Source organism: Streptomyces sp. NPDC017940 (assembly GCF_044328435.1).
GTDB lineage: Bacteria > Actinomycetota > Actinomycetes > Streptomycetales > Streptomycetaceae > Streptomyces.
Genome location: NZ_JBIRHJ010000001.1, coordinates 1,159,429 through 1,185,965, shown reverse-complemented (window position 1 = coordinate 1,185,965; position 26,537 = coordinate 1,159,429). Strand labels below are relative to the sequence as shown.

The window sequence follows — 26,537 nt, the reverse complement described above, 5'->3', positions numbered from 1 at the left end:
CGTTCACTGGGGTGCACGGGCGTCGAGTGGTGACCGTCGTGGGGGTCGTTGTGGCTCAGAGTTGTGGTGGGTTCATGGTGAAGCGTGCGTTGACTTGGGCGTAGACGGACTGGCGTTGGGGTTCGAGGTCGAGGGCGGGGACTGCTTCGGGGGCGCCTCCGTAGGCTGCGCGGGCCATGCCGGGGGCGGGGCCGCCGAAGCCGTAGGGGGTGTTGTCGGCGCCGATGTCGGCGATCTCGACGAGGGCGGCGAGGGTGGTGCCGAGGGCTTCGGCGTATTCGCGGGCGCGTTGGACGGCTTCTTTGACGGCTTGTTGGCGGGCGGTTCGGTGGGCGGGTGAGTCGGGGCGCAGGGCCCACCAGGGGCCGTCGATGTGGGTGAGTTCGAGGTCGGCGACGCGGGTGGTGAGTTCGCCGAGGGCGGTGAAGTCGGTGAGTTCGGCGGTGATGTGGACGCGGCCGTGGTAGGTGCGGACGCGTTCTCCTTTGCCGCGTTTGGTGAGTTCGGGGGTGATGGAGAAGGCGCCGGTCTCTACGCGTTCGACGGATTCGCCGTAGGTCTTGACGAGGTCGATGACGGCGGTGTTGCGGCGGGTGAGGTCGGTGAGGGCGTCGCGGCGGTCGGTGCCGCGGGCGCTGACGGTGATGCCGATGCGGGCGATCTCGGGGTCGACTTCGAGGTGGGCTTCGCCGCGGACCGCCAGGCGCGGGGCCTCGGGGGTGCCGTAGGGGGTGGTGGGGGTGGTTTCTTCGGTGGTCATGGTTCCACTTTCGCACCGTGTGGTGCGGGTGGGCCCGGTCCGTCGTGGCTTCGTGGCGGTCATCGGATCGCAACCTTGTGGGGGTGTTCCGGCTCGGGGCTGGTGAGCCATGATCTACGCGCGTCACGAAGGCGTGCCGGACATGAGGGTTCACGAGGGAGTCGTTGCGATGCCGTTCGACAGAAGGTCGTTCCTGGGGAGTTCAGCCGCCGCTGGGGCGGGTGTCGCCCTGGCGGGTCCGGTGGCGGGGGCCGAGGCGGCTTCCGCCGCGTCGCACGGCGGTGGGCGGGCGAAGCGTTACTCGTTCACGGTGATGGGCACGACCGACCTGCACGGCAACGTCTTCAACTGGGACTACTTCACGGACAGGGAGTTCGACGACAAGGACCACAACGATGTGGGTCTGGCGAAGATCTCCACGTTGGTGAACGAGGTCCGCAGGGAGAAGGGGCGTCGGAACACGCTTCTGATCGATGCGGGTGACACGATCCAGGGCACGCAGCTTTCGTACTACTACGCGAAGGTCGATCCGATCACGGCTGCGCGTGGTCCGGTGCATCCGATGGCGCAGGCGATGAACGCGATCGGTTATGACGCGGCGGCGCTCGGCAATCATGAGTTCAATTACGGCATTCCGGTGTTGCGGAAGTTCGAGGAGCAGTGTGACTTTCCGCTGCTGGGGGCGAATGCGCTGGACGCGCGGACGTTGCGGCCCGCGTTCGCGCCGTACAGCATGCATCGGCTTCGTACGCCGTGTGGGCGTGATGTGCGGGTTGCGGTGCTCGGTCTGACGAATCCGGGGATCGCGCTGTGGGACAAGGCGCATGTGCAGGGGAAGATGACGTTTCCTGGTCTGGTGGAGCAGGCGGCGAAGTGGGTGCCGCGGTTGCGGTCGATGGGTGCGGACGTGGTGGTCGTGTCGGCGCATTCGGGGTCGAGTGGTACGTCGTCGTACGGGGATCAGTTGCCGTATGTGGAGAACGCGGCGGCGTTGGTGGCGGAGCGGGTGCCGGGGATCGATGCGATCTTGGTGGGGCACGCGCACACGGAGATCCCGGAGTACCGGGTGGAGAACAAGAGGACGGGGAAGCAGGTCGTTCTTTCGGAGCCATTGAAGTGGGGACAGCGTCTGACGTTGTTCGACTTCGAGTTGGTGTGGTCGAAGGGGCGTTGGCGGGTGGCGGAGGTGGGGGCGAGGGTCCTGAACTCCAATGCGGCGGTGGAGGACCGGCGGATCACGCGGTTGCTGGGTGATGAGCACGAGAAGGTCGTGCGGTATGTGAATCAGGTGATCGGTACGTCGAAGGAGGCGATGAGCACGGCCGAGGGCCCGTACAAGGATGTGCCGATCATTGATCTGATCAGTCATGTGCAGGTGGAGACGGTGAAGGCGGCGCTTGCGGGTGGCGCGTATGCGCGGTTGCCGGTGCTCTCGCAGGCGTCGTGTTTCTCACGGACGGCGAAGATCCCTGCGGGTGAGGTGACGATCCGGGATGCGGCGGGCCTGTATCCGTTCGAGAACACGCTGGAGGCCCGGGTGCTGACGGGTGCGCAGCTGAAGGAGTATCTGGAGTTCTCGGCGCGTTATTACGTGCGGACGGAGGCGGGGGCGCCGGTGGATCCGGCGGGACTGACGAACGCGGAGGGCATTCCGGATTACAACTATGACGCGTTGTACGGGGTGACGTACGAGATCGACATAGCGCAGCCGGCGGGTTCGCGGATCGCGAAGCTGCGGTTCGGGGGGAAGGATGTCGATCCGGCGGCGGAGTTCGTGCTCGCGGTGAACAATTATCGGGCGAGTGGTGGGGGTAATTTCCCGCATGTGGCGCGCGCGAAGCAGGTGTGGGTGAATTCCGAGGAGATCCGCAACACGATCATCGCGTGGGTGAAGGCGAAGGGCACGATCGATCCGGCGGAGTTCGCTTCGGTGGGCTGGCGGCTGACGCGCGCGGGTGTGCCGGTGTTCTAGTGCCGGTGTTGTGGTGCCGGTTCTCCAGTGCTGGCTTCTGGTGCCGGTGTTGTGGTGCCGGTCTTCTGCTCGGTGGCTTCGGTGCCCCGTTTCCGGTGTCCGTTCGGGCGCGGGAGGCGGGGCACTGGTGTGTGTGGGTGCGGGGGTCAGTTCTTGAGGCGGACGAGGTTGGGGGGCTGGGGGGTGCGGGGTGTGGGGGTGCGGGTGGTGGGGTCGGTGAGGCCGAAGGTGGTGAAGGCGGTGCGGTCGGGCAGGGGGTAGGGGTTGGTGCCGGTGAGGGTGTTGAGGATGGTGGCGCTGCGCCAGGCGGCGAGGCCGAGGTCGGGGGCGCCGACTCCGTGGGTGTGGCGTTCGGCGTTCTGGACGTAGACGCTGCTGCCGGTGGTGGTGATGGCGGGGTCGAGGAGGAGGCGGTACCGCTCGTCGATGCGGGGGCGTTCGGCGCTGTCGCGGCGCATGTAGGGGTCGAGGCCTGCGAGGAGTTGGTCGAGGGGGCGTTCGCGGTAGCCGGTGGCGAGGACGACGGCGTCGGTGGTGAGGCGGGAGCGGGTGCCTTCCTCGATGTGTTCGAGGTGGAGTTCGACGCGGTTGGTGGCCACGCGGCCCGCGGTGCGCACGGTGACGCCGGGGGTGAGGACGGTGTCGGGCCAGCCGCCGTGGAGGGTGCGTCGGTAGAGCTCGTCGTGGATGGCGGCGATGGTGTCGGCGTCGATGCCTTTGTGGAGTTGCCACTGGCCGGGGACGAGGCGGTCGCGTACGGGTTCGGGCAGGGCGTGGAAGTAGCGGGTGTAGTCGGGGGTGAAGTGTTCGAGGCCGAGTTTGGAGTACTCCATGGGGGCGAAGGCGGGGGTGCGGGCGAGCCAGTGCAGGTGTTCCGCGCCTGCGGGGCGGTGGCGGAGCAGGTCGAGGAAGATTTCGGCGCCGGACTGTCCGGAGCCGATGACGGTGATGTGGTCGGCGGTGCGGAGCCGGTCGCGGTGTTGCAGGTAGTCGGATGAGTGGATGACGGGGACGGTGGGGGCGTCGGCGAGGGGTTTGAGGGGTTCGGGGATGTGGGGGGCGGTGCCGATGCCGAGGGCGATGTTGCGGGCGTGGGTGCGGCCGAGTGCCTCGGCTTCGCCGTCGGCGTCGAGTTGGGTGAAGTCGATGTCGAACAGGGAGCGTTCGGGGTTCCAGCGGACGGCGTCGATCTGGTGGCCGAAGTGCAGGCCGGGGAGGTTCTCGCTGACCCAGCGGCAGTAGGCGTCGTATTCGGTGCGCTGGATGTGGAAGCGCTCGGCGAAGTAGAAGGGGAAGAGGCGCTGGCGGGCGCGGAGGTAGTTGAGGAACGACCAGGGGTTGGCGGGGTCGGCGAGGGTCACCAGGTCGGCGAGGAACGGGACTTGGAGGGTGGCGCCTTCGATGAGGAGGCCGGGGTGCCAGTGGAAGGAGGGCTGTTGTTCGTAGAAGGCGGCGTCGATCTTTCCGCGTTCGGCGAGGGGGTGGGCGAGGGCGGCCAGGGAGAGGTTGAAGGGGCCGATGCCGATGCCGATCAGGTCGCGGGGTGCGGTGGCGGCGGTGGGTGCCTGCGCGGTCCTGTCGTGGCGGTGGGGCGTGTCGGGCGTGGCCGTCATCGGTGGCTGGTTCCTTCCACGAGCGTGAGCAGGGCCGTGAGGTGTTCGGTGCGGGTGTGCGGGTTGAGGAGGGTGGCTTTGAGCCAGCGGCGGCCGTCGATCGTGGCGCGGCCGAGGACGGCGGTGCCGTTGTCCAGGAGTGTCCTCCGGACCTGGGCGATGTGGTCGTCGTCGGCGTCGGTTGGCCGGAACAGGACGGTGCTGATGGTGGGTTTGTCGTAGAGGTCGAAGCGGGGGTGGGCGGTGATGAGGTCGGCGAGTTCGCGGGCGCGGTCGCAGACCTGGTCGACGAGGGCGCCGAGTCCGGTGCGGCCGAGGGCTTTGAGGGTGACGGCGATCTTGAGGGCGTCGGGTCTGCGGGTGGTGCGCAGGGAGCGGCCGAGGAGGTCGGGCAGGCCTGCTTCGGTGTCGTCGTCGGCGTTGAGGTAGTCGGCGCGGTGGGCGAGGACGGTGGTGTCGGTGGGGTCGCGGACGGTGAGGAGTCCGGCGGCGGCGGGTTGCCAGCCGAGTTTGTGCAGGTCGAGGGTGGCGCTGTCGGCGCGTTCGAGGCCGTGGAGCTTGGGTCTGTGGGTGGGGCTGAAGAGGAGTCCCGCGCCGTAGGCGGCGTCGATGTGGAGTCGGGCGCCGTGGGTGGCGCACAGGTCGGCGATGTCGGTGAGGGGGTCGATGAGGCCGGCGTCGGTGGTGCCTGCGGTGGCGGCGACGAGGTAGGCGTCGGCGGGTGCGCCGTGTCGGGTGCGTGCGGTGTGTTCGGTGAGGGCTTCGTCGAGGGCGGTGGGGTCGAGGACGCCCCTGGGTGCGGGCAGGGTGAGGGGTGCGGGGAGGCCGAGGAGCCAGGCGGCGCGGCGCAGGGAGTGGTGGGCGTTGGCGCCGACGAGCAGGCGTAGGGGTTGTCCGCGGGTGGCGGCGTGTTCGCGGGCGAGGAGCAGGGCGAGTTGGTTGGATTCGGTGCCGCCGGTGGTGATCAGGGCGTCGCCGGTGTGGGTGCCGTGGACTTCGGCGGCGAGGGTGCTGGTCAGGAGGGCTTCGAGGGCGGAGGCTGCGGGGGCCTGGTCCCAGGAGTCCATGGAGGGGTTGAGTGCGGACGCGGCGAGGTCGGCGGCCGTGGCGAGTGCGAGGGGTGGGCAGTGCAGGTGGGCGGCGCACAGGGGGTCCGCGGGGTCGGCTGCGCCTGCGGTGACGGCGCGGATGAGGGTGTGCAGGGCGTGGTGGGCGCCCGTTCCGTGGGTGGGCAGGAGGTCGCCTGCGGTGTCGCGGACGTGGGTGGTGACGGTGGTGGGGCCGCCGCTCGGGAGGGGGCCGCCGCGGGTCTCGGCGCCTTCGGTGAGGGCGGCGAGGGTTGTTTCGAGCAGGGGCCGCAGGGCGTGGGGGCCGTTGGTGCCTCCGGCCAGGGGTGGCGGGGTGCTCATCGGTGTCCTCCGGGGCGGGTGGGGTTTCCAGCGTGTCCGCGTGGTGTGCGGTTTGCCCGGGGGGTTCAACGATCGGGGTTCGGGTGGGGTATTGCTCATGGGGGGAGTTTGCGGGGGGTGGGGGTGTGGTGGTAGGCCCTGGCGGGGCTTTGCCCGGTCCCGCCCCTTCCCGAAACCATGGGGCTGCGCCCTCTGGGCCCCCGCTTGTCGGCGCTTCGCGCCTCGTCCTCGAACGCCGGACGGGCTGAACTGTCCTCGCCGCACCGGAGAAATGCGGCGCCGCACCGGAAGACGCTGCCGCACCGGCGACAGTCCGAGTCCGTCCGGCAGTTGAGGACGGGGCCGCACGCCGATAGCGGCTACCGCAGCCGTACCTCCCCCGCTCCCCCCGCTCCCTCGACCTCGAGGACCCACACCTCGTTGGTCCCCTCCCGCAGTACGGGTCCGGGTACGTACAGGGAGTGCTGTGGTCCGATGCCCCAGTACCGGCCGAGGCAGAAGCCGTTGATCCAGGCGAAGCCGCGGCCCCAGCCGGGGAGTTCGAGGTCGGCGTCGCCGGGGCCGTGGAGGGTGAGGGTGCCGCGGTGGAGGCCGGTGGCGCCGGGGACGGGGCCGGTGTCGGCGGGGAGGTCGCGGACGGGGGCGGGGTCGGTGAAGGCGGTGAGGGGGAGGGCGACGGTCCGTACGCCGTGGACGTACTGGCGTTCGTGGAGGATGCCGCCGGTGATGCCCTTGGGTTCGCCGAGCCGGGGGCCGTAGTTGACGCGGCCGAGGGATTCCGTCCAGAGGGTGACGCGGGCGGGTCCTGCGACGGGTTCGGGCAGGGTGGGGGCGTCCTCGGTGAGGATGCCCGCGGGCAGGCCGTCGATGTGGACGGTGGCGCGGTCGCGCAGTCCGCGCACGCTCAGGGGGTGGGGGTCGCGGGGCCCGGGGAGGTCGACGGTGTAGCGCACCAGTCCCCGGTCGACGCCGAGGTCCTCGAAGGTGGGCGGTACGGCGTGCTCGGTCTCGGGGGTGCCGATGCCGTCGGCGAGGGTGTCGAGGGCCACGCGGTCGGTGAAGTGGGCGACGGCGGGGGCGCCGAGGGTGGGCGGGGGTGGCGGCGGGTCGGGCAGGGGGTGTTCGGTGTAGGGGGCGAGGACGTCGCGGAACAGCCAGAACTTCTCGGTGGGGCGGCCGTGTTCGTCGATCGGCGCGTCGTAGTCGTAGGAGGTGGTGTCGGGTCGCAGGGTGCCGTCGTGGAGGCCGCCGGCGCGGTTGGCGCCCGCCCAGCCCGCGAAGTTGGTGCCGCCGTGCGCCATGTAGAGGTTGACGGAGGCACCGCACTCCAGGATCTCGCGGAGCGCGTCCGCGGCGTCCTTGGGGTCGCGTGCGACGGTTGCGGCGCCCCAGTGGTCGAACCAGCCGCACCAGAACTCCATGCACATCAGGGGTCCCTCGGGGCGGTGGCGGCGCAGTGCGGCGAAGCCTTCGCGGGCGCGGGAGCCGAAGTTCACGGTGGCGAGGACGCCGGGGATGCTGCCGCCGGTCAGCATGTGGTCCTCGGGGCCGTCGGAGGTGCACAGTTCCGCGGTGACGCCGTGTGCGCGCAGGAGTTCGGCGAGGTGGCCGAGGTAGACCTGGTCGGAGCCGTAGCTGCCGTACTCGTTCTCGACCTGCACCATGATCACGGGTCCGCCGCGGTCGTGCTGGCGGGAGACGACCTGGGGCAGGAGCCGGGCGAACCAGCGTTCCACGTGTGCCAGGTAGGTCCTGTCGCGGGTGCGGGTACGGGTGCCGGTCTCGGCCGTCAGCCAGTGCGGCAGTCCGCCGTTGTCCCATTCGGCGCAGATGTAGGGGCCGGGGCGGACGAGGGCCCACAGTCCCGCGGCGTGGGCGGCGTCAAGGAAGCGGCCGAGTGCGGTGATGTCGTGCAGTTCGCCGGGGCGGGGTTCGTGCGCGTTCCAGGGTACGTACGTCTCCACGCAGTTGAGGCCCATGGCCCGGAGCATGGCGAGCCGGTGCCCCCACTGTGCCTCGTGCACCCGGAAGTAGTGCAGGGCCCCGGAGAGCAGCCGTACGGGCCGCCCGTCCAGTTCGAAGTCGTCGGCGCCCACCCTGAAGGTGTCGCCGTGGGCGCCGGAGCCGTTGGTGGGTGTGCCGTGCGCGCCGGGGTCGTCGGCGGGTGTGCCGTGCGTGTCGGAGCCGTCGGCGGGCGTGCCGTGTGGTGCGTGCATCGTGTCCTCCCCATCCCTGCTGCGGCCACGATTGCCTCTGGCGGGTGGCGCGGTCCATGGACAAAGATCGAGGCGGGTTGGACGCAGTGGTCCACACGGTCAGGGGTGCGGGAGGAAAGGGGCGGCAGCGGATGTATCACACCTGGATGCGGTATTTCACTCCGAGCCCGGTCCACCACCGGCTCGGCCTGGTGTGTCTGGGTGTGGGTCTTCAGCACGGCACGCTGCCCGCTGTCGGGCCGCGCACCCTCGACCATCACGTCGCCCTGGTCGTCAGTGCGGGCGGCGGCTGGTTCCGGGCGCCGGACGGGCGGCGCAGGACGGTCACGGCGCCCGCGCTGATCTGGCTGTCGCCGGGGGTGCCGCACCACTACGGCGCCGATCCGGAGACCGGCTGGGACGAGTGCTTCGTGGACTTCACGGGCCCGGACACGGTGACGTACGCGGAACTCGGCTACATCGACCCGGACCGGCCGGTGGTGCCGCTGGCCGATCCGGACGCGGCCCGGGCCGTGGTCGGCCGCATCGCCCGCGCCGCCCGTCGCGGCAACCCGCTGCTGGAGGTGGAGACCAGTGCCGCGGTGCACGAGCTCCTGGTGACGTTGCGCCGGGCCCGCGCCGACACCGCTCCCGACGGCGACCCCGTACTGAAGTCCCTGGCCAGGGACGCGTTCACGGCGCTCTCCGTGGCCGAGCACGCCGCCCGGCACGGCATGACGCCCGCCGAGCTGCGCGCGGCCGTGCGGCGGGCCGCGGGGTGCAGCCCCAAGGACTATCTCCTCGGCATCCGGCTCGGGCGTGCCAAGGAGCTGCTCGCGGCCACCGAGCTGCCCGTCGCCGCGGTGGCCCGGCGGGTGGGCTACGACGACCCGGCCTACTTCTCCCGCCTGTTCACCCGCCGTGTCGGGGTGGCTCCGGTGCGTTTCCGTGAGCAGCAGGGGCGGGTGGTGCCGGGCGGCTGGTCGCAGCAGGTGCCCGATCCCGGGCATCCGCCCACTCTGCCGTCCTTCGGCGGGGCGCCCGATGGCACGTAGGCTCACCTGCCATGACCACTCACCACACCAGTGACGACAACGGCGCCACCGGAACGGGGGCGGCGGACGGCGGCATCGACCCCGCCGTGCGCGCCGAGCTGTCCCGCCTACGGGACAGCATCGACAACATCGACGCCGCGGTCGTCCATATGCTCGCGGAGCGCTTCAAGTGCACGCAGCAGGTCGGTCACCTGAAGGCCAACCACCAGCTGCCGCCCGCCGACCCGGCCCGCGAGGCCCGTCAGGTGGCCCGCCTGCGCCAGCTCGCCGAGAACGCCAAGCTGGACCCGGCCTTCGCCGAGAAGCTCCTGAACTTCATCATCGGGGAGGTGATCAGGCACCACGAGAGCATCGCGGACGGCAGCCGCTGAGGGGATCCCCGACCGGGCGTGCGCCGGATCAGGCACCATGGCCGGATGTCCGTTCTGACGCGCGCCGAAGCGCAGACCCGAGCCCAGCTCCTCGACGTACGGCGGTACGAGGTCGATCTCGACCTGACCACCGGTGAGGACACCTTCGACTCCCGCACGGTGATCGCCTTCACCGCCGCGGCGGACGGCGACACCTTCGTCGAGTTGAAGCCCGCGCGGCTGCGCTCCGTCACGCTGGACGGTACCGCGCTCGACCCGGCGGACCTGGACGGCAACAGGCTGGCGCTGCGCGGTCTGACCGCGGGCGAGCACGAGTTGCGGGTCGACGCCGCCATGGCCTACTCGCGCACCGGTGAGGGGATGCACCGGTTCACCGATCCCGCGGACGGGGAGACGTACGTCTACACGCAGCTGTTCCTCGAGGACGTGCAGCGGGTGTTCGCGGCCTTCGACCAGCCGGACCTGAAGTCCGTGTTCGCGCTGACGGTCACCGCGCCCGAGGGCTGGACGGTCCTCGCCAACGGCGTCACCGAGCACGTGGGCGGGGGCCGCTGGCGGGCGGCGCCGACGCCGCTCGTCTCCACGTATCTGGTGGCGGTCGCCGCGGGGCCCTGGCACTCGGTGCGCACCGAGCACCGTGGTCTTCCGTTCGGTCTGCACTGCCGCCGCTCGCTCGCGCCGTATCTGGACGCGGACGCCGACGAGCTGGTGGACGTCACCCGGGCGTGCTTCGACCGCTACCACGAGAAGTTCACGGAGCCCTATCCGTTCGACTCCTACGACCAGGCGTTCGTCCCGGAGTTCAACGCGGGTGCCATGGAGAACCCGGGTCTTGTCACCTTCAGCGACGAGTTCGTCTTCCGGTCGGCGGTGACCGACACCCAGCGGCAGACGCGTGCGATGGTCGTCGCGCACGAGATGGCGCACATGTGGTTCGGGGACCTGGTGACGCTCACGTGGTGGGACGACATCTGGCTGAACGAGTCGTTCGCCGAGTACATGGGCTACCAGACCCTCACGGAGGCCACCCGTTTCTCCGACACGTGGGTGGACTTCGGTGTCGTCCGCAAGTCCTGGGGTTACGACGCCGACCAGCGGCCCTCCACCCATCCGGTGGCGCCGGACCCGGACGCGGTCCCCGACACGGCGTCCGCGCTGCTCAACTTCGACGGCATCTCCTACGCCAAGGGGGCGAGCGCGCTGCGTCAACTCGTGGCGTGGCTCGGTGAGAAGGACTTCCTCGCGGGCATCAACGCGCATGTCGCGCGGCACAGGTTCGGCAACGCCACCCTTGCCGACTTCCTCGACAATCTGGCCTCGGCGACGGACCGCGACGTGCACGGCTGGGCGCGGGCGTGGCTGCGGACGACGGGCGTGGACACGTTCACGCCCACCGTCACGCACAGCGGCCGCGAGTGGACCCTCGCCCTGGACCGTGCGGGCAGCCGCCCGCACCGTGTCGCCGTGGGCGTGTACGACAGGGACCTGTCCGACGGGCGGTCCCTGGTGCTGCGCGAGCGGTACGAGACGGACGTGCCGGGGCGGCGGGAGCCGGTGGCCCGCGACGGTGGCAGGCCCGCGCTCGTCGTGCCCAACGACCAGGACCTGACGTACGCGAAGGTCCGTCTGGACGAGGTGTCGCAGGAGACGGTCCTCGCGTCGCTCTCCGGTGTCCCCGACGCGCTGACCCGCGCGGTGCTGTGGAACGCGCTGCGGGACATGGTGCGCGACGGTGAGCTGGCCCCGGCCGCCTATCTGGAGGCGGCCCGTGCCCATCTGCCCGCGGAGAGCGACCTCGCCCTCGTCTCGGGTGTCCTCGGCTTCGCCGGTGCCGTCGTCGCCGACCGGTACACGCCCCTCGACGGCAGGACCGCCGCCCTGGCCACGCTCGACGCGCTGTGCCAGGACGTGATCCGGCGGACCGAGGACGGTTCGCAGCCGGGGCTGCGGCTCATCGCGGTGCGGGGTGTCGTCGACTCCGCGACGCAGCCCGAGCCGCTCGCGACCTGGCTCTCGCAGGGGGCGGTGCCCGGCGGGCCCGAGCTCGATCCGGAGCTGCGCTGGCGGATCCTCGGCCGGCTCGCCGTGCTCGGCGCGGTCGACGGGGCCGCGATCGCCGCCGAATTGCGCCGCGACCCGAGCGCGACCGGTCAGGAGGGTGCCGCGCGCTGTCGTGCGGCGCTTCCCGACGCGACCGCGAAGCGGCAGGCGTGGGAGGCCATGTTCGGGTCCGACGAGCTGTCCAACTACCTGTTCACGGCCACGGCGCAGGGCTTCTGGCAGCCCGGTCAGGACGCTCTCGTACGGACTTATGTGCCGCGTTTCTTCGAGGACGCGGTGGCGCTCGCGGAGCGTCGCGGGCCCGCCATGGCGGAGGCGTCGGGGCGGCACGCCTTCCCGGGGTGCGCCGTGGACGAGGAGACGCTGCGCCTGGGTGAGCGCTGCCTGGAGCGCGCGGACGTGCTGCCCGCGCTCCGCCGCCGCCTGGTCGACCAGCTGGACGACCTGCGGCGGGCGCTGCGGGTGCGGGGTGGTGCCGGGCAGGGGTGAGGGGGCCCGGGGCCCCGGCGCCCTGGGTCCTGGGTCGTGGGGCCTAGGTCCGCGGTACCGGTCGCCGGTCGGTGATCTCCGTCCCGGTGCTGATCCGGTGGGCGCGGGTCGCTGCCTAGGGTCGGTCCTGACGCGTGGGGGGACGGAAAGTACCGTCCGCGCGGTGGGGTGGGCGGCACCGTGCCGTGGCTCGGCGGGGCAGTACTGTCCCGCGGCTCGGCGGGGCGGCACCGTCCCGCGGCGTGGCGCGGCGGGGCAGCACCGTCCCGCGGCCTGGCGCGGCGGGGCAGCACCGTCCCGTGGCGTGGCGGGGCAGCACCGTCCCGCGGCGTGGCGCGGCGGGGCAGCACCGTCCCGCGGCCTGGCACGGCGGGGCAGCACCGTCCCGCCGCGGGCCGAGCGGTACCGCGCCGGCCCGTGCCGTCCCATGCGTCCCGACCCCGAGGAGTCCCTGTGATCGTCGTGACCGGTGCCACCGGCAACGTGGGCCGTGCCCTCGTCCCCCTGCTCGTCGACGAGGGCGTGCCCGTGCGCGCCCTGACCCGTGACCCGGCGCGTGCGGGCGCCCTGCCGGGCGGCGCCGAGGCGGTGCGCTTCGCAGCCGCGGCCGAACCCGCCGCCATGGCCGACGCGTTCGCGGGTGCCGACGCGCTGTTCCTGCACCTGGCGGCGGGCGGCGAGCACACCGCGGCACTTCTGGAGGCCGCGCGGGCCGGGGGTGTCCGGCACGTCGTCGCCCTCTCGTCGATCATCGTCGACCACGACGACGCCGCCGGGCACCCCGTCCACGCGGTGCACGCCGCGCTGGAGGACCGGGTCCGTGCCTGCGGGCTCGGCTGGACGTTCCTGCGGCCGGGCGCGTTCAGCGCCAACGCGCGGCAGTGGGCGGCGCAGATCCGCGCGGGTGACACGGTCCGCGGTCCGTTCGCGAAGCTGCTCCTGGCGCCGGTCCACGAGGCCGACATCGCGGCGGTCGCCGCCCGCGCCCTGCTCGACACGGCGGCGCACACCGGGGCCGTGCACAGCCTCACCGGGCCCGACGCCCTCACCACCGAGGAGCAGGTCCGCCAGGTGGGACGGGCCATCGGCCGTGACCTGCGGTACGTGGAGATCCCTCCGGGCGAGGTGACCCCCGCCATGTTCCCGCACGTCGGGCCGGAGATGCTGCCGGTGCTCCTGGAGTCCCTGGGCGCGGCGGTCGGGAGCGACCCGGACCTGACGACGACCGTACGGGAGGTCACCGGGCGTCCGGCGCGGACGTTCGCGCGGTGGGCCGAGGAGCACGCCGACGACTTCCGCGCGCGGCCCGCCGCCTGACAGCTCCCCGGCGCCCGCGCTGCACCTCCGGCACCTGCGCCACCCGCGCCTCCCGCACTTACACCTCCCGCACCTCGAACGCGTCCAGGACGAACTCCGCCCTGCCGTCGTCGCCGACCTTGCGCAGTCCGACCCACGCCTCCCCCTCGGCGGGCGCGGTGAACTCGTAGGACAGGACGGTCGGCGTGGTGGCCACGGGCAGGACCTCGCGGGTCAGTTCGCGTGCCTCCGGCTCGTCCACGGCCGTCACCCAGGCGTACTGTCCCGCCTTCTCGTTCTCGTACCGGAACGACACCCGGTAGCGTCTGCCCGCCGCGAAGCGGACGGTGTGCGGGACGGTGCGGTGGACGAGGCCTTCGTTCTCGCCGCGGGACTTCAGGGACTGGGTGCCGTCCACGACGTCGTCGACCGCCTTGCCGTTCCAGCCGCGCTGGGTGTAGGGCGCGTGCCGCTGCGCGATGTGGGTGCGCGGGTCGGTGGCGCCCCCGGCGTCGCCCTTCACGAACGGCCCCCAGCCCTGCGGCACGTCCTCGAAGTCCTCGCGGGCGAGCACGCCCCTGCCGAGCGGCGGCCGCGGCCCGACGGGGACGACGCGCACGTTGTCGAACCGCACCCGCGCCGGTCCCGCGTCGGCGCGCAGCGCGAGGTGGACCACGCCGCCGCCGTCGGGCACGGTGAAGTACGTGAACAGGCGCTGGAACCGGGTGCCGTGCTTGCGGTCGGCGGCGACGAAGTTGACCGCGGTGGAGGTGTCCGTCCAGTTGGTGGCGGTGACGCCGTCGGCGGTGCGCACCCGAAGGGCGGCGCGGCGCCGCTGCCCCGCCTCGGCGCCCACCTCGACCTGCACGGACGCGGCGTACGTGCCGGGCTTCAGGCGGCGCAGGCGCTGGCTCACACAGGCGGCGCCGCCCGCGGCGAGGACCAGTTCGTGGTCGCCGAGCGCGCTGCGTTCGACGGTGGCGGAGCCGGTGACCTGCCAGGCGTCCAGGTTCCCCGCGTGGAAGCCGGGGTCGCGCAGGGGGGTGCCCTGGCCCCAGTCGGGGTCGGGGGCGCGCCGGACGCGGGTGCGGTGGACGACGTAGGGCTGTCCGGCCTCCGCGTCGAGGGTGACCTTCCCGCCGCGTACGGGTACGTCGGTGACGAAGGCGCGGCCCTGGTCGGTGAGGCGGTACAGGGCGACCGCGCGCGGTCGGCCCCAGCCCCGGGGCAGGGACCAGGTGGTCGTTCCGCCGCGGGGGTTGTAGTGGTAGAGCTTGGTCGGGTCGGTGGCGCTGCGTGGCTCCCAGGGCAGCAGGTAGCTGCTGCCGTCGTGGACGAGGCGGCCGTCGGTGGTGACGCGCCGGGTGCCGTCGGTGTCCGTCACGGAGGTGGCGCCCGCGCCGAAGAAGGTGATCTCGTGCTCGGTCCAGGACTTGATGGGCTGGGCCTGGAGGTACTTGGCGGGCAGCGCGTGCGTCCAGATCAGGTCGTAGAACGCGGTCCAGTCGGTCTTGCCGGTCCAGCCGGAGAAGGTGCCCGTGCGGGCGGTGCCGAGCAGGGTGGGCCACTTGTCGGCGAAGACGTCCTTCTGGTGGTGCCGGATGAAGCGGATCAGCTGGGAGTTGATGCCGCGTGAGGTGTCGGGGCCGTAGTCGGTCTCGGTGGCCCAGTGCGACCACAGGGCGGAGCGTTCGAAGCCGTGGCCCCATTCGCTGGTGACCATCCAGCCCTGGTCGCGCAGGGTGCGCTGGAGGCGGTCGGAGGTCCAGCCGGACTCGCGGAAGACGTCGATGTAGAGGGTGTTGAGGGCCGGGTGGGTGTCGCGGCGCAGCTCGGCGAAGCGGCGCACGATGTCTCCGGAGACCAGGTCGCGGCGCTGGTCGATGCGGTAGCTCTGGTCCAGCCAGTCCCACTGCTCGTTGCTCTTGTCGACGAGTTCTTCGGAGAAGGCGTTCGCGACCGGGTAGGACTCGGTGGCGTTGACGTGCACACCAAAGTCGCTGTTCCACTTGGCGCCCTCGCGCACGAGGGTGTTGAGGTCGGCGAGGCCGCCCGCGCGGGTGTTGTAGTTGCCCGCGTAGTCGGGGTGCGCGGAGTCGTGGCCCTCGGACTGGTAGCCCTTGAGGAGGGTGTACTGGCGCAGGCCGTCGGTGGCGAGGTGGACGCGCTTGACGTCGTCGAGGGTCGCGAGGAACGGGTTGGTGGCCTGCGAGGCGAAGTTGAAGGGGATGTGCGGGACGACGCGCAGGTGCTGCTCGTCGGCGCCGAGCGGGTCGACCATGATGTCGCGGAAGGCGATGGCGGCGTCCTGCCAGTCGACCTTGCCGTCGCCGTTGCGGTCGCCGGTGACGACGACGGTCGCGTACGGCAGCGGCTCGGTGGCGTCCAGGGGGGCGGTGGCGGCGCGGTGCGTCCACTGGCCGGGGGTGAGCCGCGCCTCGACGTGCCCGCCCCTGCGTACGGTGTGGCGCCACAGGCGGCCGTTCTCCCAGGTGGTCTCGCCGGTGGGCTTGTCGTAGACGGTGTTGGTCTCGACGGCGCCACCGAGTCCGTCGTGCGCGAGCACCGCGTACGCGCAGCCGCTCGGGGCGGCGGCGGGCGTGTCGGGGGTGAGCCGTACCAGGGTGTCGCCGCTCCTGGCCTTGTCGAGCTGCACCTTGGCGGCGAGCAGGGTGGCGCCGGGCTGGTCGCTGCGGACGGAGAGCAGGGCGAGGCCGGGGACGCGGAGGGTGCCGACGCGCAGGGCAGGGGTGTCGGTGATCCGCGTGACGCGCCAGTGGACCTGACGGCCCCGCACGGCGATCTCCACGTCGACGCGGGTGCCGCCGTCGAGGGTGAGGGTGTACGCGGCGCGGTCGCCGCGCAGGGCCACGGTGACCTTCGGTGTGTGCTCCTTCTCGTCGATCAGGAGCGTGGTCACGGGGTCCGGCTGGCCGTGCAGGACGGCGCGGCTCGTACGGTCGGTGTACGAGACGACGCGCGGGAAGCCGGTGGCGACGCGGACGTCGAGGGCGGAGGAGCGCAGGACCGCCTCGTCCCCTGCGGCGGTCGCGGGGGCCGGGGCCGCGTGCGCGGCGGTGCCGGCTCCGACCGCGGCGCCCATCCCGGCGATCCCGGCGAGCGCCCCCGAGGCGACCACGGCTCTGCGGCTCGGCCCGGCCTTGGGCCCGGGCGTCTGTGACGGCGGCATGAACGCACCCCTTTGTGGGACGGAACTCGTGACGGGACGGATGTCGTGACGGGACGGGATTCGTGTCGGTCACGATGCGCCGCGCGGGACGAGGGCGCCCATGGACAAAGGCGGGAGAGGTCTTGGACTAACGTCGCCCCTGCACGCGGTGCGGTCACGTGGGTCCTGCACTGGAGGCCCGGTCAGACGGGCCCTTCACGAGGCCCGGTCGCGTGGGCCCGACGAGCCGCACAGCGACGTGCACGGACCTCGCGCCGGTGGCGTGTTCGCGTACGTTCGTCAGTGCCTCGCGCACGATGTGGTGCGCCGTGGCCGCGAGATCGGCCGGAAGCCGCTCCTGAAGTCCGGGTTCCACCCTTACGGGGACCGGCGGCCCGGTGGCCGTGCGCGTCGCGGCCAGGTCGTGCAGCGCGGCGTGACCGGAGGTGGCCGGGCGGGCGGGGCGCACGAAGCGGGGCCGGGTGCGTTGCGCGACCCGGCCCCGCGACTCAACCGCTCACCGTGCGGGCACTGTGGGGTGCCCGGTGGGTCAGAGCTGGTTGGCGTACCTGGTTATGTCGGCCGCGAAGGTCGACACCTCGGTGTAGACACCGGGGTACTGGGGGCGGGCGCAGCCGTTGCCCCAGCTGACGATGCCGACCTGGACGAACGCGCCGGCGTCGTCCTTGCGGAACATGGGGCCGCCGGAGTCGCCCTGGCAGGTGTCGACGCCACCCACGTTGAGCTTGCCGGCGCAGATCTCCTCGCCGGGGATGATGTCGCCGCCGTAGGCGGACTGGCAGGCGGAGTCGCTCACGAAGGGGACGGTGGCCTTGAGCAGGTAGCGCTGCTGCGCGCCGCCCTCGCGGTTGGCGCCCCAGCCGGCGACGGTGAAGTCGCCCTTGTTGTACCTGGTGTCGGTGGCGATCTTCAGCGTGGGCTGGTTGATCGGCTTGGCGAGCTTGATCAGCGCCCAGTCCTTGCCCTTGCCGTTGTAGCCGGGGGCCTGGAGGACCTTGGTGGACTTGACCTTGATGGCGCTGGAGCTCTGCAAGTCCACGACACCGCCGGTGGCGGTGATCGAGGTGTTGTTGCCCGAGCCGTCGACACAGTGGGCCGCGGTCAGGACGACGTCCTGCTTGAGGAGAGAGCCGCCACAGCCCATCGAGAGACGGACCATGAACGGGAATTCACCCTGGGCGGCACGCACACCGCCGACGACGCGCTCGCCGGGGTTGGGGCCGGGGTGCGGGGCGGCCTGGGCGACGACGGGTTGCAGGCTGGCGACACCGAGGGCGACCGACCCGAGAACGGCGGCTCTCTTGAATCCACGGAACTTCGTCTTCAACTTCTTGCCCCTTCGTGGGAGTTGTGGGGGGTTGCGCACGCGGCGGGCCCATGCCGCACGCGCCGGAGCACTGCATGGCATGAGCCCGCCAAGCGTTGTTGGATTATGAGGAGGGCCACACAGGGGCGACAAGGGGCGCTTTTCGGCCAGGTGTTCGCTTGCGGGCTGGTAACCGGTGCGCGCAACCCCCGTAGGGTGGGGACGCATTGGACTGTGCGCGCTCGGCGGCTCAGGGGGTGGCGGCGTGGCGGACGGCGGCGCGGTCGAGCACGGCTTTCCCCATCTGGAGACGGTGCGCGCGGCTGTCACGGCGCTGTACCGGCGGCTCTCCCACCACACCGTACACACGTTCGACACCAGTGTGGCGCCGGTGGACGTGGCCTTCCGCGACGAGGACGACCTGCATCTGGGCGTGCAGCGCGTGGCCCGCGAGATGGTGCGCCACCTGCGGCTCCCGGACGCCCGCATGATCGTGTCGTTCCGCGAGATGGAGCACGCGGCGTACGTCGAGCTGGCCGCGGGCCCCGAGTACTTCATCGAGCTGAACGACCGCTTCCGCACCCACCGCAGGGACATCGGGGCGGCCCTGGCGCACGAGGTGATGCATGTGTATCTGCACCGCCTCGACCTGTCGTTCCCCGGCACCCGGGACAACGAGATCCTGACCGACACGGCGACGACGTACCTGGGCGCGGGGTGGCTGCTGCTCGACGCGTACCGCGAGGACCGCGCCTCGTCGCAGAAGCTCGGCTATCTGACGCCGGAGGAGTTCGGGTACGTCCTCGCCAAGCGGGCCCTGGCGTTCGGCGAGGCGCCCGAGACCTGGTTCACCAGCCCGCAGGCGTACACCGCGTACACGAAGGGGCTCGCGCGGGCCCGTCAGGACGAGCAGCAGCCGCCACTGACCGCGGCGGGCCGGGCGGCCGTGCGGCGCTACGCGAAGGACCGCCGCCGGGCCGAGGGCCCCGGCGCGGCGGGCGGTGCGCGCCCCGGCGGCCCCTACTCCTTCTCACGCCCCGACGGCACGGGCCCCCTGCGGGTGACCTTCCCGTGCCCCACCTGCCACCAGCGGATCCGGGCCCCCGCGGGGGCCCGGATCCGGGTCAGGTGCGGACTGTGCCGGACGGTTCTCGACTGCGACACGTGAGCGAGCCGCCCCAAAGGGGCGCGGGGAACTGCGCGCCCAGCCACAACGGACCCGCGGGTACACGACGCCAGGCGATCACATCCGGGCGAGTACCCGACCGCCTGGCCCGCGCGCGGGGCGGGGCGGGCGCGGCAACGAGCGGAGTCTGCGGGTCCCGCTCGGCTTCCCCGCACGCGTGCTGGGCGGGCGCGGCATCGACCGCAATCTGCGGGCCCCGCTCGGCCTCCCCGCGCGCAGCCCGGACGGGCGCGGCATCGACCGCAATCTGCGGGCCCCGCTCGGCTTCCCCGCACGCGTGCTGGACGGGCGCCGCATCGACCGGAACCTACGAGTCCCGCTCGGCCTCCCCGCACGCGGACCGGACAGGCCGGACGGCAGTCGGCCCGCGCCGGTCACGCAGCCGCGCTGCGCCCCCGCCCCCCGCGCCTGCCGCGCCCCCCGCGGCTGCGGCCCGCGCCGCCCCCGCCGGACGCGCCGCCCGTGCCGGAGGCACGGCTGCCCGGGCCCTTGCGCTGTGCGGGGACCTGCACGGGCGGTGCGATGACGACCGGCACGCCGGACGGCTCGCGGGCCCCGGTGATGGTGACCAGTTCCTCGGAGGAGGAGCGGACGGCCACCGCCTGCGGGGTGATGCCCGCGTCGGCCATGAGCCGCGTCATCTCGCGCTTCTCGTCGGGCAGGACGAGCGTGACGACGCGCCCGGACTCCCCCGCCCGCGCGGTGCGCCCGCCGCGGTGCAGATAGTCCTTGTGGTCGACGGGCGGGTCCACGTTCACGACCAGGTCGAGGTCGTCCACGTGGATGCCGCGGGCGGCCACGTTGGTGGCGACGAGCGCGGTGACCTCACCGCTCTTGAACTGCTCCAGGGTGCGGTTGCGCTGCGGCTGCGAGCGCCCGCCGTGCAGCCCGGAGGCGCGTACGCCGTTGGCGAGGAGCCGCTTGGTGAAGCGGTCCACGGCCCGCTTGGTGTGCAGGAACAGGATGACGTTGCCCTCGCGGGCGGCGATGCGCAGCGCGACGGCCTTCTTGTCCGTCTCGTCGGCGACGTACAGGACGTGGTGCTCCATCGTGCTCACCGCGCCCGCGGACGGGTCGACGGAGTGCACGACGGGGTCGCTGAGGTAGCCGCGCACGAGCCGGTCGACGTTCCGGTCCAGGGTCGCGGAGAACAGCATCGTCTGGCCGTCCGGCTCCACCTGCTTGAGCAGCGCGGTGACCTGCGGCAGGAAGCCCATGTCGGCCATCTGGTCGGCCTCGTCGAGGACGGTGACACGGACCTGGCCGAGGGCGCAGTCGCCGCGCTCGATGAGGTCCTTCAGCCGCCCCGGGGTGGCGACGAGCACCTCGACGCCGCGGCGCAGCGTCGCGGCCTGCTTGTTGATCGACATGCCGCCGACGACGGAGGTGACCCGCAGGTTCACGGACGTGGCGTACGGCGCGAGCGCGTCGGTGACCTGCTGGGCCAGCTCACGGGTGGGGACAAGGACGAGGGCCAGGGGCTTGCCGGGCTCGGCGCGGCGGCCCGCGGTGCGGCCGAGCACGGCGAGGCCGAAGGCGAGGGTCTTGCCGGAGCCGGTGCGGCCGCGGCCGAGCACGTCGCGGCCCGCGAGCGAGTTCGGCAGGGTCGCGGCCTGGATCGGGAACGGCGTGGTGACGCCCTGCGCGGCGAGGGTCTTCAGGAGCGCCTCGGGCATGTCGAGGTCACCGAAGGCCTCGACTGCGGGCAGCGCGGGCGTGGTGCTCTCGGGCAGCGCGAAGTCCGCGGGGGCGGTGCGTGCCGCGGGGCGGGACGTCTTGCGTCCGCCGCGGCCGCCGCCGTTCACCGGCCGCTTGCCGGCATCGCCCGAGCCCTTGCCGCGGGCGGCCGAGCCCGCTGCCGCGCCGCGGGTGGCGGAGCCGCCCGCCGTGCCGCGGGTGGAGGAGCCCCCCGCGGAGCCTCCCGTGCCGCGCGTGGCCGAGCCTGCCGTGCGGGCATTCGTTGAGCGCCGGCGGGCGGGGCGCGCGGGACGGTCGGAGCGATTCATGGGGCAAAGCCTTCCTGGCCGGTGACAGCACACAAGCCGGGACCCGCACCGTGGAGGTGCGGGCCCCGGCTGCGAGGTTCGCGATCCGCGACAATCAGGCGGGAACGATGTTCTCGGCCTGCAGGCCCTTCTGGCCCTGGGTCACGTCGAAGGAAACCTTCTGGCCCTCCAGGAGCTCACGGAAGCCCTGGGTGGCGATGTTCGAGTAGTGGGCGAAGACGTCGGGGCCGCCGCCGTCCTGCTCGATGAAGCCGAAGCCCTTTTCCGAGTTGAACCACTTCACGGTTCCGGTTGCCATATCAATCTCCTCAACAGGGGACGATTAAGGAGAGCCACGGAATTGTGGTCCTCCCGGCGCCGCATTGACCCCCATCCGGAGAGACCGGAGTCCGGCTCTGCGGAGCCGGAAAAACAAAATAATGCGCCCTCGGAGCATCCCGGCAGGCGCACATAAAGTTCATGGGTACCAAAACTGCAACGCTCAACTCTAACACGAGCCCCGCTCCTCGCCACGGGGGGCCGTCCGGCCGCCGCCGACCGCACCCGGGCTCACGCTCCACCGGGCGCCGGTGGTCCTGCCGGGGTGGGCGGGCCGACGATCCCGTGCTCGCGGGCGGCGGCCAGCCAGCGCGGGAACTCGCCGACAAGACGGTCGTACAGCTCGTCGTCCGACAGGGCGAAGGGGTCCTCTCCGGCGGGGAAGAACCCGGCGTTGTCGACGACGCGCCGTTCGGGGACGGAGAGCTCGTCCAGGCCGCGCAGATAGTCGAACTGCTCGCAGGACGGGTCGCCGAAGCCGATGAACTGCCAGAACAGCGGAAGTCTCGCCGCTTTGCACAGGTAGCGTTCGGCGGCGGTCCTGCTGAGCGGGCCGCCGTCGGTCTGGAAGACGACGAGGGCGGGCGCCTGGCTGCCGCTGTCGAGGTAGTGGTCGATGACGGCGTCCATCGCCAGGTGGTAGCAGGTCCGCCCCATGTGGCCGAGACCCGCGACGATCTCCTCGATGCGGCCGTGGTGGCGGGCCAGGGCGATGTCGGCGACCGCGTCCACGTCCGTGGAGAAGAAGACGGCCGGTACGACACCGTCGTCGTCGAAGTGCGCGGCCAGACCGAGCACGCGGTCGGCGAGCGCCTGCACGCTGCCGTCCCGGAAGTAGGGCCGCATGGAACCGGAGCGGTCGACGACGAGGTACACGGCGGCACGCTCCCCCTCAAGACCGTGCGCCCGCACCCACCGCCCCGCCGTCTTGTACAGACTGACCAGCCCCGGAGCCACGGCCCGCACCTTCTCCAGCCCCACACCGACGCCCACCGTCAGCCGCCGAGGAAGTCGAGGACGAGCCGCTGGAACTCCGCCGCCCGCTCCGCGTACACCAGATGCCCGCAGCGCGGGAACACGTGCAGCCTGGCGTCGGGCACGGCCTTGAGCGCGACGAAGGCGCCGTCGACGGGGTTGACCCTGTCCTCGCGACCCCAGGTCAGGAGGGTGGGGGCGGTGATCCGGTGGGCCTCGCGCCACAGCATGCCCGCTTCCGGCCACGTGGCGAAGGCGGCCCCGATGTGCCGCGCGCCGATCCTGGCCTCGGGGTCGACGGCCTGTGCGTACCGCTCCTCGACGAGTTCGTCGGTGACGAGGGCGGGGTCGTGCACCAGGGAGGTGAGGAAGCCGCGCAGGTGCGCGCGGGTCGGCTCGGCCGCGAGATTGACTTCGATGAGCCGTTTGACGCCTTCCGTCGGCTCCGCGGTGAAGAGGTTCAGGGCGAGGCCCGCGGGCGCCGTCAGGACCAGCCGGTCGACGAGGCCCGGGTGGTCGAGGGCCATCCGTACGCAGGCGCCGCCGCCCAGGGAGGCACCCGCGAAGTGCGCCTTCTCGATGCCGAGTGCCTCCAGGAGCGCGGCCACGGCGTCCGCGCTGTAGGCGAAGAAGTCCTTGTCCAGCTCGGGCTTGTCGGACCTGCCGAAGCCCGGCTGGTCGACGAGCAGCACCCGGAAGTGCGGCGCGAAGGCGCTCAGCGAAGGACCGAACGCCGACCAGGCGCTGGCGCCGGGCCCACCGCCGTGCAGCATCACGAGGACCGGCGCAGCCGGGTCGCCCGGCCCCGCCTCATGAAAGTGCAGCACGAGCCCACCGGCCCGGCGGGTGCGTGCAGTGTTCTCGTACGTGTACGGAGACGAACCCCGCTCACCACTGATGATCGTCACCCCACTCATGCTCCCCCACCGCCCACCACGCACCCCCGCCGGGTGCCAGAAAGAGCCCGTCCGGCGCTTGAGGACGAGCGCGCAGCGCGACAGGACCCCAGCCCCCACACACAGCCGGACAACGAACCAGCTCCTCCGGCACTTGAGCACAAACGCGCGAAAGGGGGCGGGAACAGGTGCCAGGCACCTGTTCCCGCCCCCCGGCGAATACCGACCCGCGGCGGACCTCAGCCCTTGACGGCTCCCGCCGCGAGGCCCGAGCCGAGCCTGCGGTGGACGAGGACGAAGAAGATCATGACGGGCACCGTGACCAGCGTGGAGCTGGCCATGACGGGCCCCCAGGACGTGGTGTTCTCGCCGAAGAACTGGAAGATGCCCACCGCCGCCGTGTACTTGTCGTTGCCCTTCATGAAGGTGTAGGCGAAGACGAACTCGTTCCACGCCGTGATGAAGGCGAAGATCGAGGTGGCCACGAGGCCGGGGCCGACCAGCGGGAGCAGCACCGACCAGAACATCCGGAACCAGGAGGCCCCGTCGATGTACGCGGCCTCCTCGACCTCCTTGGGCACCGCCGCGACGAAGCCGCGCAGGGTCCAGATCGCGAACGGCAGTGACAGGGCGATGTAGACGATCGACAGGCCGAGCAGCGAGTTGAGCATCTCGTAGTCCCGCATCTGGATGAACAGCGGGATGACCAGGGCCTCCAGCGGCACCATCTGCACGATGAGGACCATGATCAGCACGGAGGTGCGGAACTTGAACTTGAAGCGGGCCACCGCGATCGCCGCGAACAGCGAGAGCAGCGCCGCCGCCAGGATCGTGGCGATGCCGACAATCGCCGAGTTCAGCAGGTACTGGCCGAAGTTGCCGCGGTCGAAGACGAAGTCGAAGTGCTCGAAGCTGATGCCGCTGGGCAGCAGGTCCGAGCCGCGCGTCAGCGCCTTCGGGTCGAAGGCCGTGGAGACCATCCAGTAGACCGGGAAGAGCGTGAAGACGAGCAGTGCCGCCACGGCGATCGGCAGGCCGACGCGGGTGGTGAGCGGGGTGCGGTGACGGGACTTCCCCCGGCCGGGCGAAGCCGAGAGCTTGGGGACGGTCACAGGTCCTCCCCCTGCCGGAACAGTGTGCGGACGTACACGACGGTGATGAGGAGCAGCAGCAGCGTCAGGAGGACGGCCGCCGCGGCGCCCGCGCCGTAGTCGTTCTTGGCGAACGCCTCGATGTAGGAGTACACGCCGAGGTTGTAGACGTCGGGGTTGGAGCCGCTGCCTCCCGGCATCAGGAAGACCTGGGTGAAGACCTTGAAGTCCCAGATGGTGGAGAGGATGGTCACGACCAGGAAGACCGGCTTGATGGTCGGCACGGTGATCTTCCAGAACCGCTGCCAGGCGTTGGCGCCGTCGATCTCCCCGGCCTCGTACAGCTCCTTGGGAATCGTCAGGAGCCCGGCGAGGACGGTGATCGCCACGAACGGGAAGCCGTGGTGGACGACGTTCAGCGTGGCGATGCCGTAGAACGGCAGGCGGTCGGTGAACCAGTTGGTGGTCTCGGCGTCGATCAGGCCCATGGAGTCGGCCATCTGGCTGACCATGCCGTCCTCCGGCGAGAACAGCCAGATCCAGACGTAGGTCCCGGTGACCGCGGGCATCGCCCAGGCGGCCAGGATCGACACGGAGCAGATCAGCTTCCAGGTCGGGCCGAGCCGGTTGAGCAGCAGGGCCACGGCCGTGCCGAGCGCCACGGTCAGGCCGACACAGGCGATCGCGAAGAACACCGTGTTGGGCAGGACCGTCTTCCACAACAGGTCGCTGCTGAGCAGGTCCTTGTAGTGGTCGAAGCCCGTCCAGGTGCTCTCGCCGCCGCCGAACTTGACCTTGTAGTCCTGCAACGACAGCTTGCCGACCTGGATCAGCGGCCACAGCAGCAGACCCGCGAGCACGATCAGGGAGGGCGCGAGCAGGAGCCAGGGGCGGGTGAGGGTGACCATCTTCTTGCGACGGCGTGCGGCCTCACCGTTGTCGATCGGGTGCGGGCGCAGGTCCGAAGAGCCGGAGGAACCGGCCTTCGAACCGTCGCCGACGAGCATCTCTTTCACGGTGGTTACTTGTCCTTGGCGAAGATCGCGTCCATGTCCTTGGCCGCCTTGTCGGCGGCTTCCTTGACGGACGACTTGCCGGTGAGGATCGACTGCACCATGCCGGGGATGACCTGCGAGGCCTGGATCTCACCGTAGGACTTGGTCTTCGGCACCGTGGCGCCGGCCTCGATCATCTGCTTCGCGAACGGCTCGACCAGCGGGTCCTTCTGGCCCTCGATCTTCTTCAGCTCGGAGTTCTGGCCGGGGAAGTAGTTGGTCTGCTTGGCCCACTTGGCGGCGAACTCACCCGTGGTCATGAGCTTGATCAGCTCCCAGGAGAGGTCCTTGTTGTCCGTGTTGAACGCGGACAGGTAGGAGCCGCCGACGAAGGACTTGCTCATCCCGCCCTTCTGGCCCGGGACCGGCACGACGCCGAGCTTGCCCTTGAGCTTCGGGTTCGCCTCCACGATGGCCTTCGGCGTCCAGTTGCCGCCGACCGACATGGCGATCTGGCTCTTGTTCCAGGCGTCGCCGACCTCCTTCTCGGTCCAGGTGTTCACCTTGGCCGGGGAGACCTTGTCCTTGGTGGCGAGACCCGTGTAGTACTCCAGGCCCTTGACGGACTCGGGCGAGTTGATGCCGGACTTCCACGAGTCGCCCTGCTGGGTGGCGAGTTCACCGCCTGCGCCCCAGACGAACGCGGTCGCGAACATCTCCGCGCCGCCCGCGACCGGGAACGGGATCAGGCCGGGCTCCTTGGCCTTCAGCGTCTTCGCCGTGGCCTGGAGCTCCTTCCAGCTCGTCGGCGGCTTCAGGTCGTGCTTCTCGAAGATGTCCTTGCGGTAGACGATGGAGCGCACGCCCGCGTACCACGGCATGCCGTACTGCTTGCCGTCCAGGGTGCCCGCGTCCTTCAGGCCCTCGACGAGGTCGTCGGCCAGGCCCGACTTCTTCACGTCGTCCGTGACGTCGACGAGCGCTTCGGTCTCGGCGAACTGCGGCACCCAGGTCGTACCGACCTCCGCCACGTCCGGGACCTGGTCCTCGCCGCCCTCGATGGCCGTCGTGAACTTCTTCTGGGCGGTGGCCCACTGCTGGTACTCGACCTTGATCTTGGCACCGGTCTTCTTCTCGAAGGCGGCGCCGACCTCCTTGAAGAAGGGCCGGGGGTCGGGGTTGGTGCCCTCCATGATCCACACGGTGAGCGTCTTGCCCTTGCCGTCGGCCTTGTCGCCGCTGCCGCCGTCGCCGTCATCGCCGCACGCGGTTGCGGTCAGACCGAGCGTCAAGGCGATACAACCCGCCGCGATGACACGTCGCTTCATGCCGGCCCCCTTCAGGTTCATTTGG

General features: G+C 71.5%; 19 protein-coding genes. 6 read left to right on the top strand and 13 right to left on the bottom strand.

What is annotated here, in order from left to right:
* Positions 1 to 55: 55 nt before the first annotated feature.
* Positions 56 to 760, bottom strand: coding sequence for an SIMPL domain-containing protein (locus ACH4DX_RS04985; protein WP_398154005.1), 705 nt, complete (start codon positions 758 to 760; stop codon positions 56 to 58).
* A gap of 169 nt (positions 761 to 929) precedes the next feature.
* On the opposite strand from ACH4DX_RS04985, the gene ACH4DX_RS04980 reads away from it, so the two are divergent.
* Positions 930 to 2,732, top strand: coding sequence for a bifunctional metallophosphatase/5'-nucleotidase (locus tag ACH4DX_RS04980; protein WP_398154004.1), 1,803 nt, complete (start codon positions 930 to 932; stop codon positions 2,730 to 2,732).
* Positions 2,733 to 2,878: 146 nt separating this feature from the next.
* On the opposite strand, the gene ACH4DX_RS04975 is transcribed toward ACH4DX_RS04980, so the two are convergent.
* From ACH4DX_RS04975 to ACH4DX_RS04965, 3 genes are all read right to left on the bottom strand, one after another.
* Positions 2,879 to 4,345: a lysine N(6)-hydroxylase/L-ornithine N(5)-oxygenase family protein gene (locus tag ACH4DX_RS04975; protein WP_398154003.1), complete on the bottom strand. Its 1,467-nt coding sequence runs from the start codon at positions 4,343 to 4,345 to the stop codon at positions 2,879 to 2,881.
* Positions 4,342 to 5,754, bottom strand: a complete 1,413-nt coding sequence (locus tag ACH4DX_RS04970) for a pyridoxal phosphate-dependent decarboxylase family protein (protein WP_398154002.1) — start codon at positions 5,752 to 5,754, stop codon at positions 4,342 to 4,344. Before ACH4DX_RS04970 ends, ACH4DX_RS04975 begins: the two co-directional genes overlap by 4 nt.
* A gap of 359 nt (positions 5,755 to 6,113) precedes the next feature.
* Entirely contained in the window at positions 6,114 to 7,970 is a 1,857-nt protein-coding gene (locus ACH4DX_RS04965; RefSeq protein ID WP_398154001.1) for a beta-galactosidase family protein, read from the bottom strand.
* A gap of 131 nt (positions 7,971 to 8,101) precedes the next feature.
* Between ACH4DX_RS04965 and ACH4DX_RS04960 the strand changes: the two genes are divergently transcribed.
* The 4 genes from ACH4DX_RS04960 (at position 8,102) to ACH4DX_RS04945 (ending at position 13,242) form a co-directional block, all read left to right on the top strand.
* Positions 8,102 to 9,004 carry a helix-turn-helix domain-containing protein gene (locus ACH4DX_RS04960; protein WP_398117861.1) on the top strand — a complete coding sequence of 301 codons (903 nt, stop codon included), beginning with the start codon at positions 8,102 to 8,104 and terminating at the stop codon, positions 9,002 to 9,004.
* An 11-nt stretch (positions 9,005 to 9,015) separates the two neighbouring features.
* Complete coding sequence (locus tag ACH4DX_RS04955; RefSeq protein ID WP_398117859.1) at positions 9,016 to 9,375, top strand: chorismate mutase; 360 nt, start codon at positions 9,016 to 9,018, stop codon at positions 9,373 to 9,375.
* Between the two features lie 45 nt (positions 9,376 to 9,420).
* The gene (gene pepN / locus ACH4DX_RS04950) at positions 9,421 to 11,925 is read left to right on the top strand and encodes an aminopeptidase N (RefSeq protein WP_398154000.1); all 2,505 of its coding nucleotides are present in this window, start codon (positions 9,421 to 9,423) and stop codon (positions 11,923 to 11,925) included.
* A gap of 453 nt (positions 11,926 to 12,378) precedes the next feature.
* On the top strand, positions 12,379 to 13,242 hold the full coding sequence (locus tag ACH4DX_RS04945) for an SDR family oxidoreductase (protein WP_398117855.1): 864 nt from the start codon (positions 12,379 to 12,381) through the stop codon (positions 13,240 to 13,242).
* Between the two features lie 58 nt (positions 13,243 to 13,300).
* Here ACH4DX_RS04945 and ACH4DX_RS04940 read toward each other — a convergent pair whose 3' ends face one another.
* Positions 13,301 to 16,411 carry an endo-alpha-N-acetylgalactosaminidase family protein gene (locus ACH4DX_RS04940; protein WP_398153999.1) on the bottom strand — a complete coding sequence of 1,037 codons (3,111 nt, stop codon included), beginning with the start codon at positions 16,409 to 16,411 and terminating at the stop codon, positions 13,301 to 13,303.
* 529 nt (positions 16,412 to 16,940) lie between these two features.
* A complete protein-coding gene (locus tag ACH4DX_RS04935; protein ID WP_398117851.1) occupies positions 16,941 to 17,738 on the bottom strand; it encodes a S1 family peptidase in 798 nt (265 codons plus the stop codon).
* Between the two features lie 244 nt (positions 17,739 to 17,982).
* Between ACH4DX_RS04935 and ACH4DX_RS04930 the strand changes: the two genes are divergently transcribed.
* On the top strand, positions 17,983 to 18,885 hold the full coding sequence (locus ACH4DX_RS04930) for a hypothetical protein (RefSeq protein WP_398153998.1): 903 nt from the start codon (positions 17,983 to 17,985) through the stop codon (positions 18,883 to 18,885).
* A 392-nt stretch (positions 18,886 to 19,277) separates the two neighbouring features.
* On the opposite strand, the gene ACH4DX_RS04925 is transcribed toward ACH4DX_RS04930, so the two are convergent.
* The 7 genes from ACH4DX_RS04925 to ACH4DX_RS04895 form a co-directional block, all read right to left on the bottom strand.
* Positions 19,278 to 20,909, bottom strand: a complete 1,632-nt coding sequence (locus ACH4DX_RS04925) for a DEAD/DEAH box helicase (protein ID WP_398153997.1) — start codon at positions 20,907 to 20,909, stop codon at positions 19,278 to 19,280.
* A 94-nt stretch (positions 20,910 to 21,003) separates the two neighbouring features.
* The gene (locus ACH4DX_RS04920; protein ID WP_055701108.1) at positions 21,004 to 21,207 is read right to left on the bottom strand and encodes a cold-shock protein; all 204 of its coding nucleotides are present in this window, start codon (positions 21,205 to 21,207) and stop codon (positions 21,004 to 21,006) included.
* A 251-nt stretch (positions 21,208 to 21,458) separates the two neighbouring features.
* Complete coding sequence (locus ACH4DX_RS04915) at positions 21,459 to 22,184, bottom strand: VWA domain-containing protein (RefSeq protein ID WP_398153996.1); 726 nt, start codon at positions 22,182 to 22,184, stop codon at positions 21,459 to 21,461.
* 38 nt (positions 22,185 to 22,222) lie between these two features.
* On the bottom strand, positions 22,223 to 23,110 hold the full coding sequence (locus ACH4DX_RS04910) for an alpha/beta fold hydrolase (RefSeq protein ID WP_398153995.1): 888 nt from the start codon (positions 23,108 to 23,110) through the stop codon (positions 22,223 to 22,225).
* A gap of 227 nt (positions 23,111 to 23,337) precedes the next feature.
* Positions 23,338 to 24,132: a carbohydrate ABC transporter permease gene (locus ACH4DX_RS04905; protein ID WP_398118105.1), complete on the bottom strand. Its 795-nt coding sequence runs from the start codon at positions 24,130 to 24,132 to the stop codon at positions 23,338 to 23,340.
* A gap of 74 nt (positions 24,133 to 24,206) precedes the next feature.
* Positions 24,207 to 25,196: a carbohydrate ABC transporter permease gene (locus ACH4DX_RS04900; protein WP_398118103.1), complete on the bottom strand. Its 990-nt coding sequence runs from the start codon at positions 25,194 to 25,196 to the stop codon at positions 24,207 to 24,209.
* Between the two features lie 14 nt (positions 25,197 to 25,210).
* The gene (locus ACH4DX_RS04895) at positions 25,211 to 26,512 is read right to left on the bottom strand and encodes a sugar ABC transporter substrate-binding protein (RefSeq protein ID WP_398153994.1); all 1,302 of its coding nucleotides are present in this window, start codon (positions 26,510 to 26,512) and stop codon (positions 25,211 to 25,213) included.
* Positions 26,513 to 26,537: the final 25 nt, after the last annotated feature.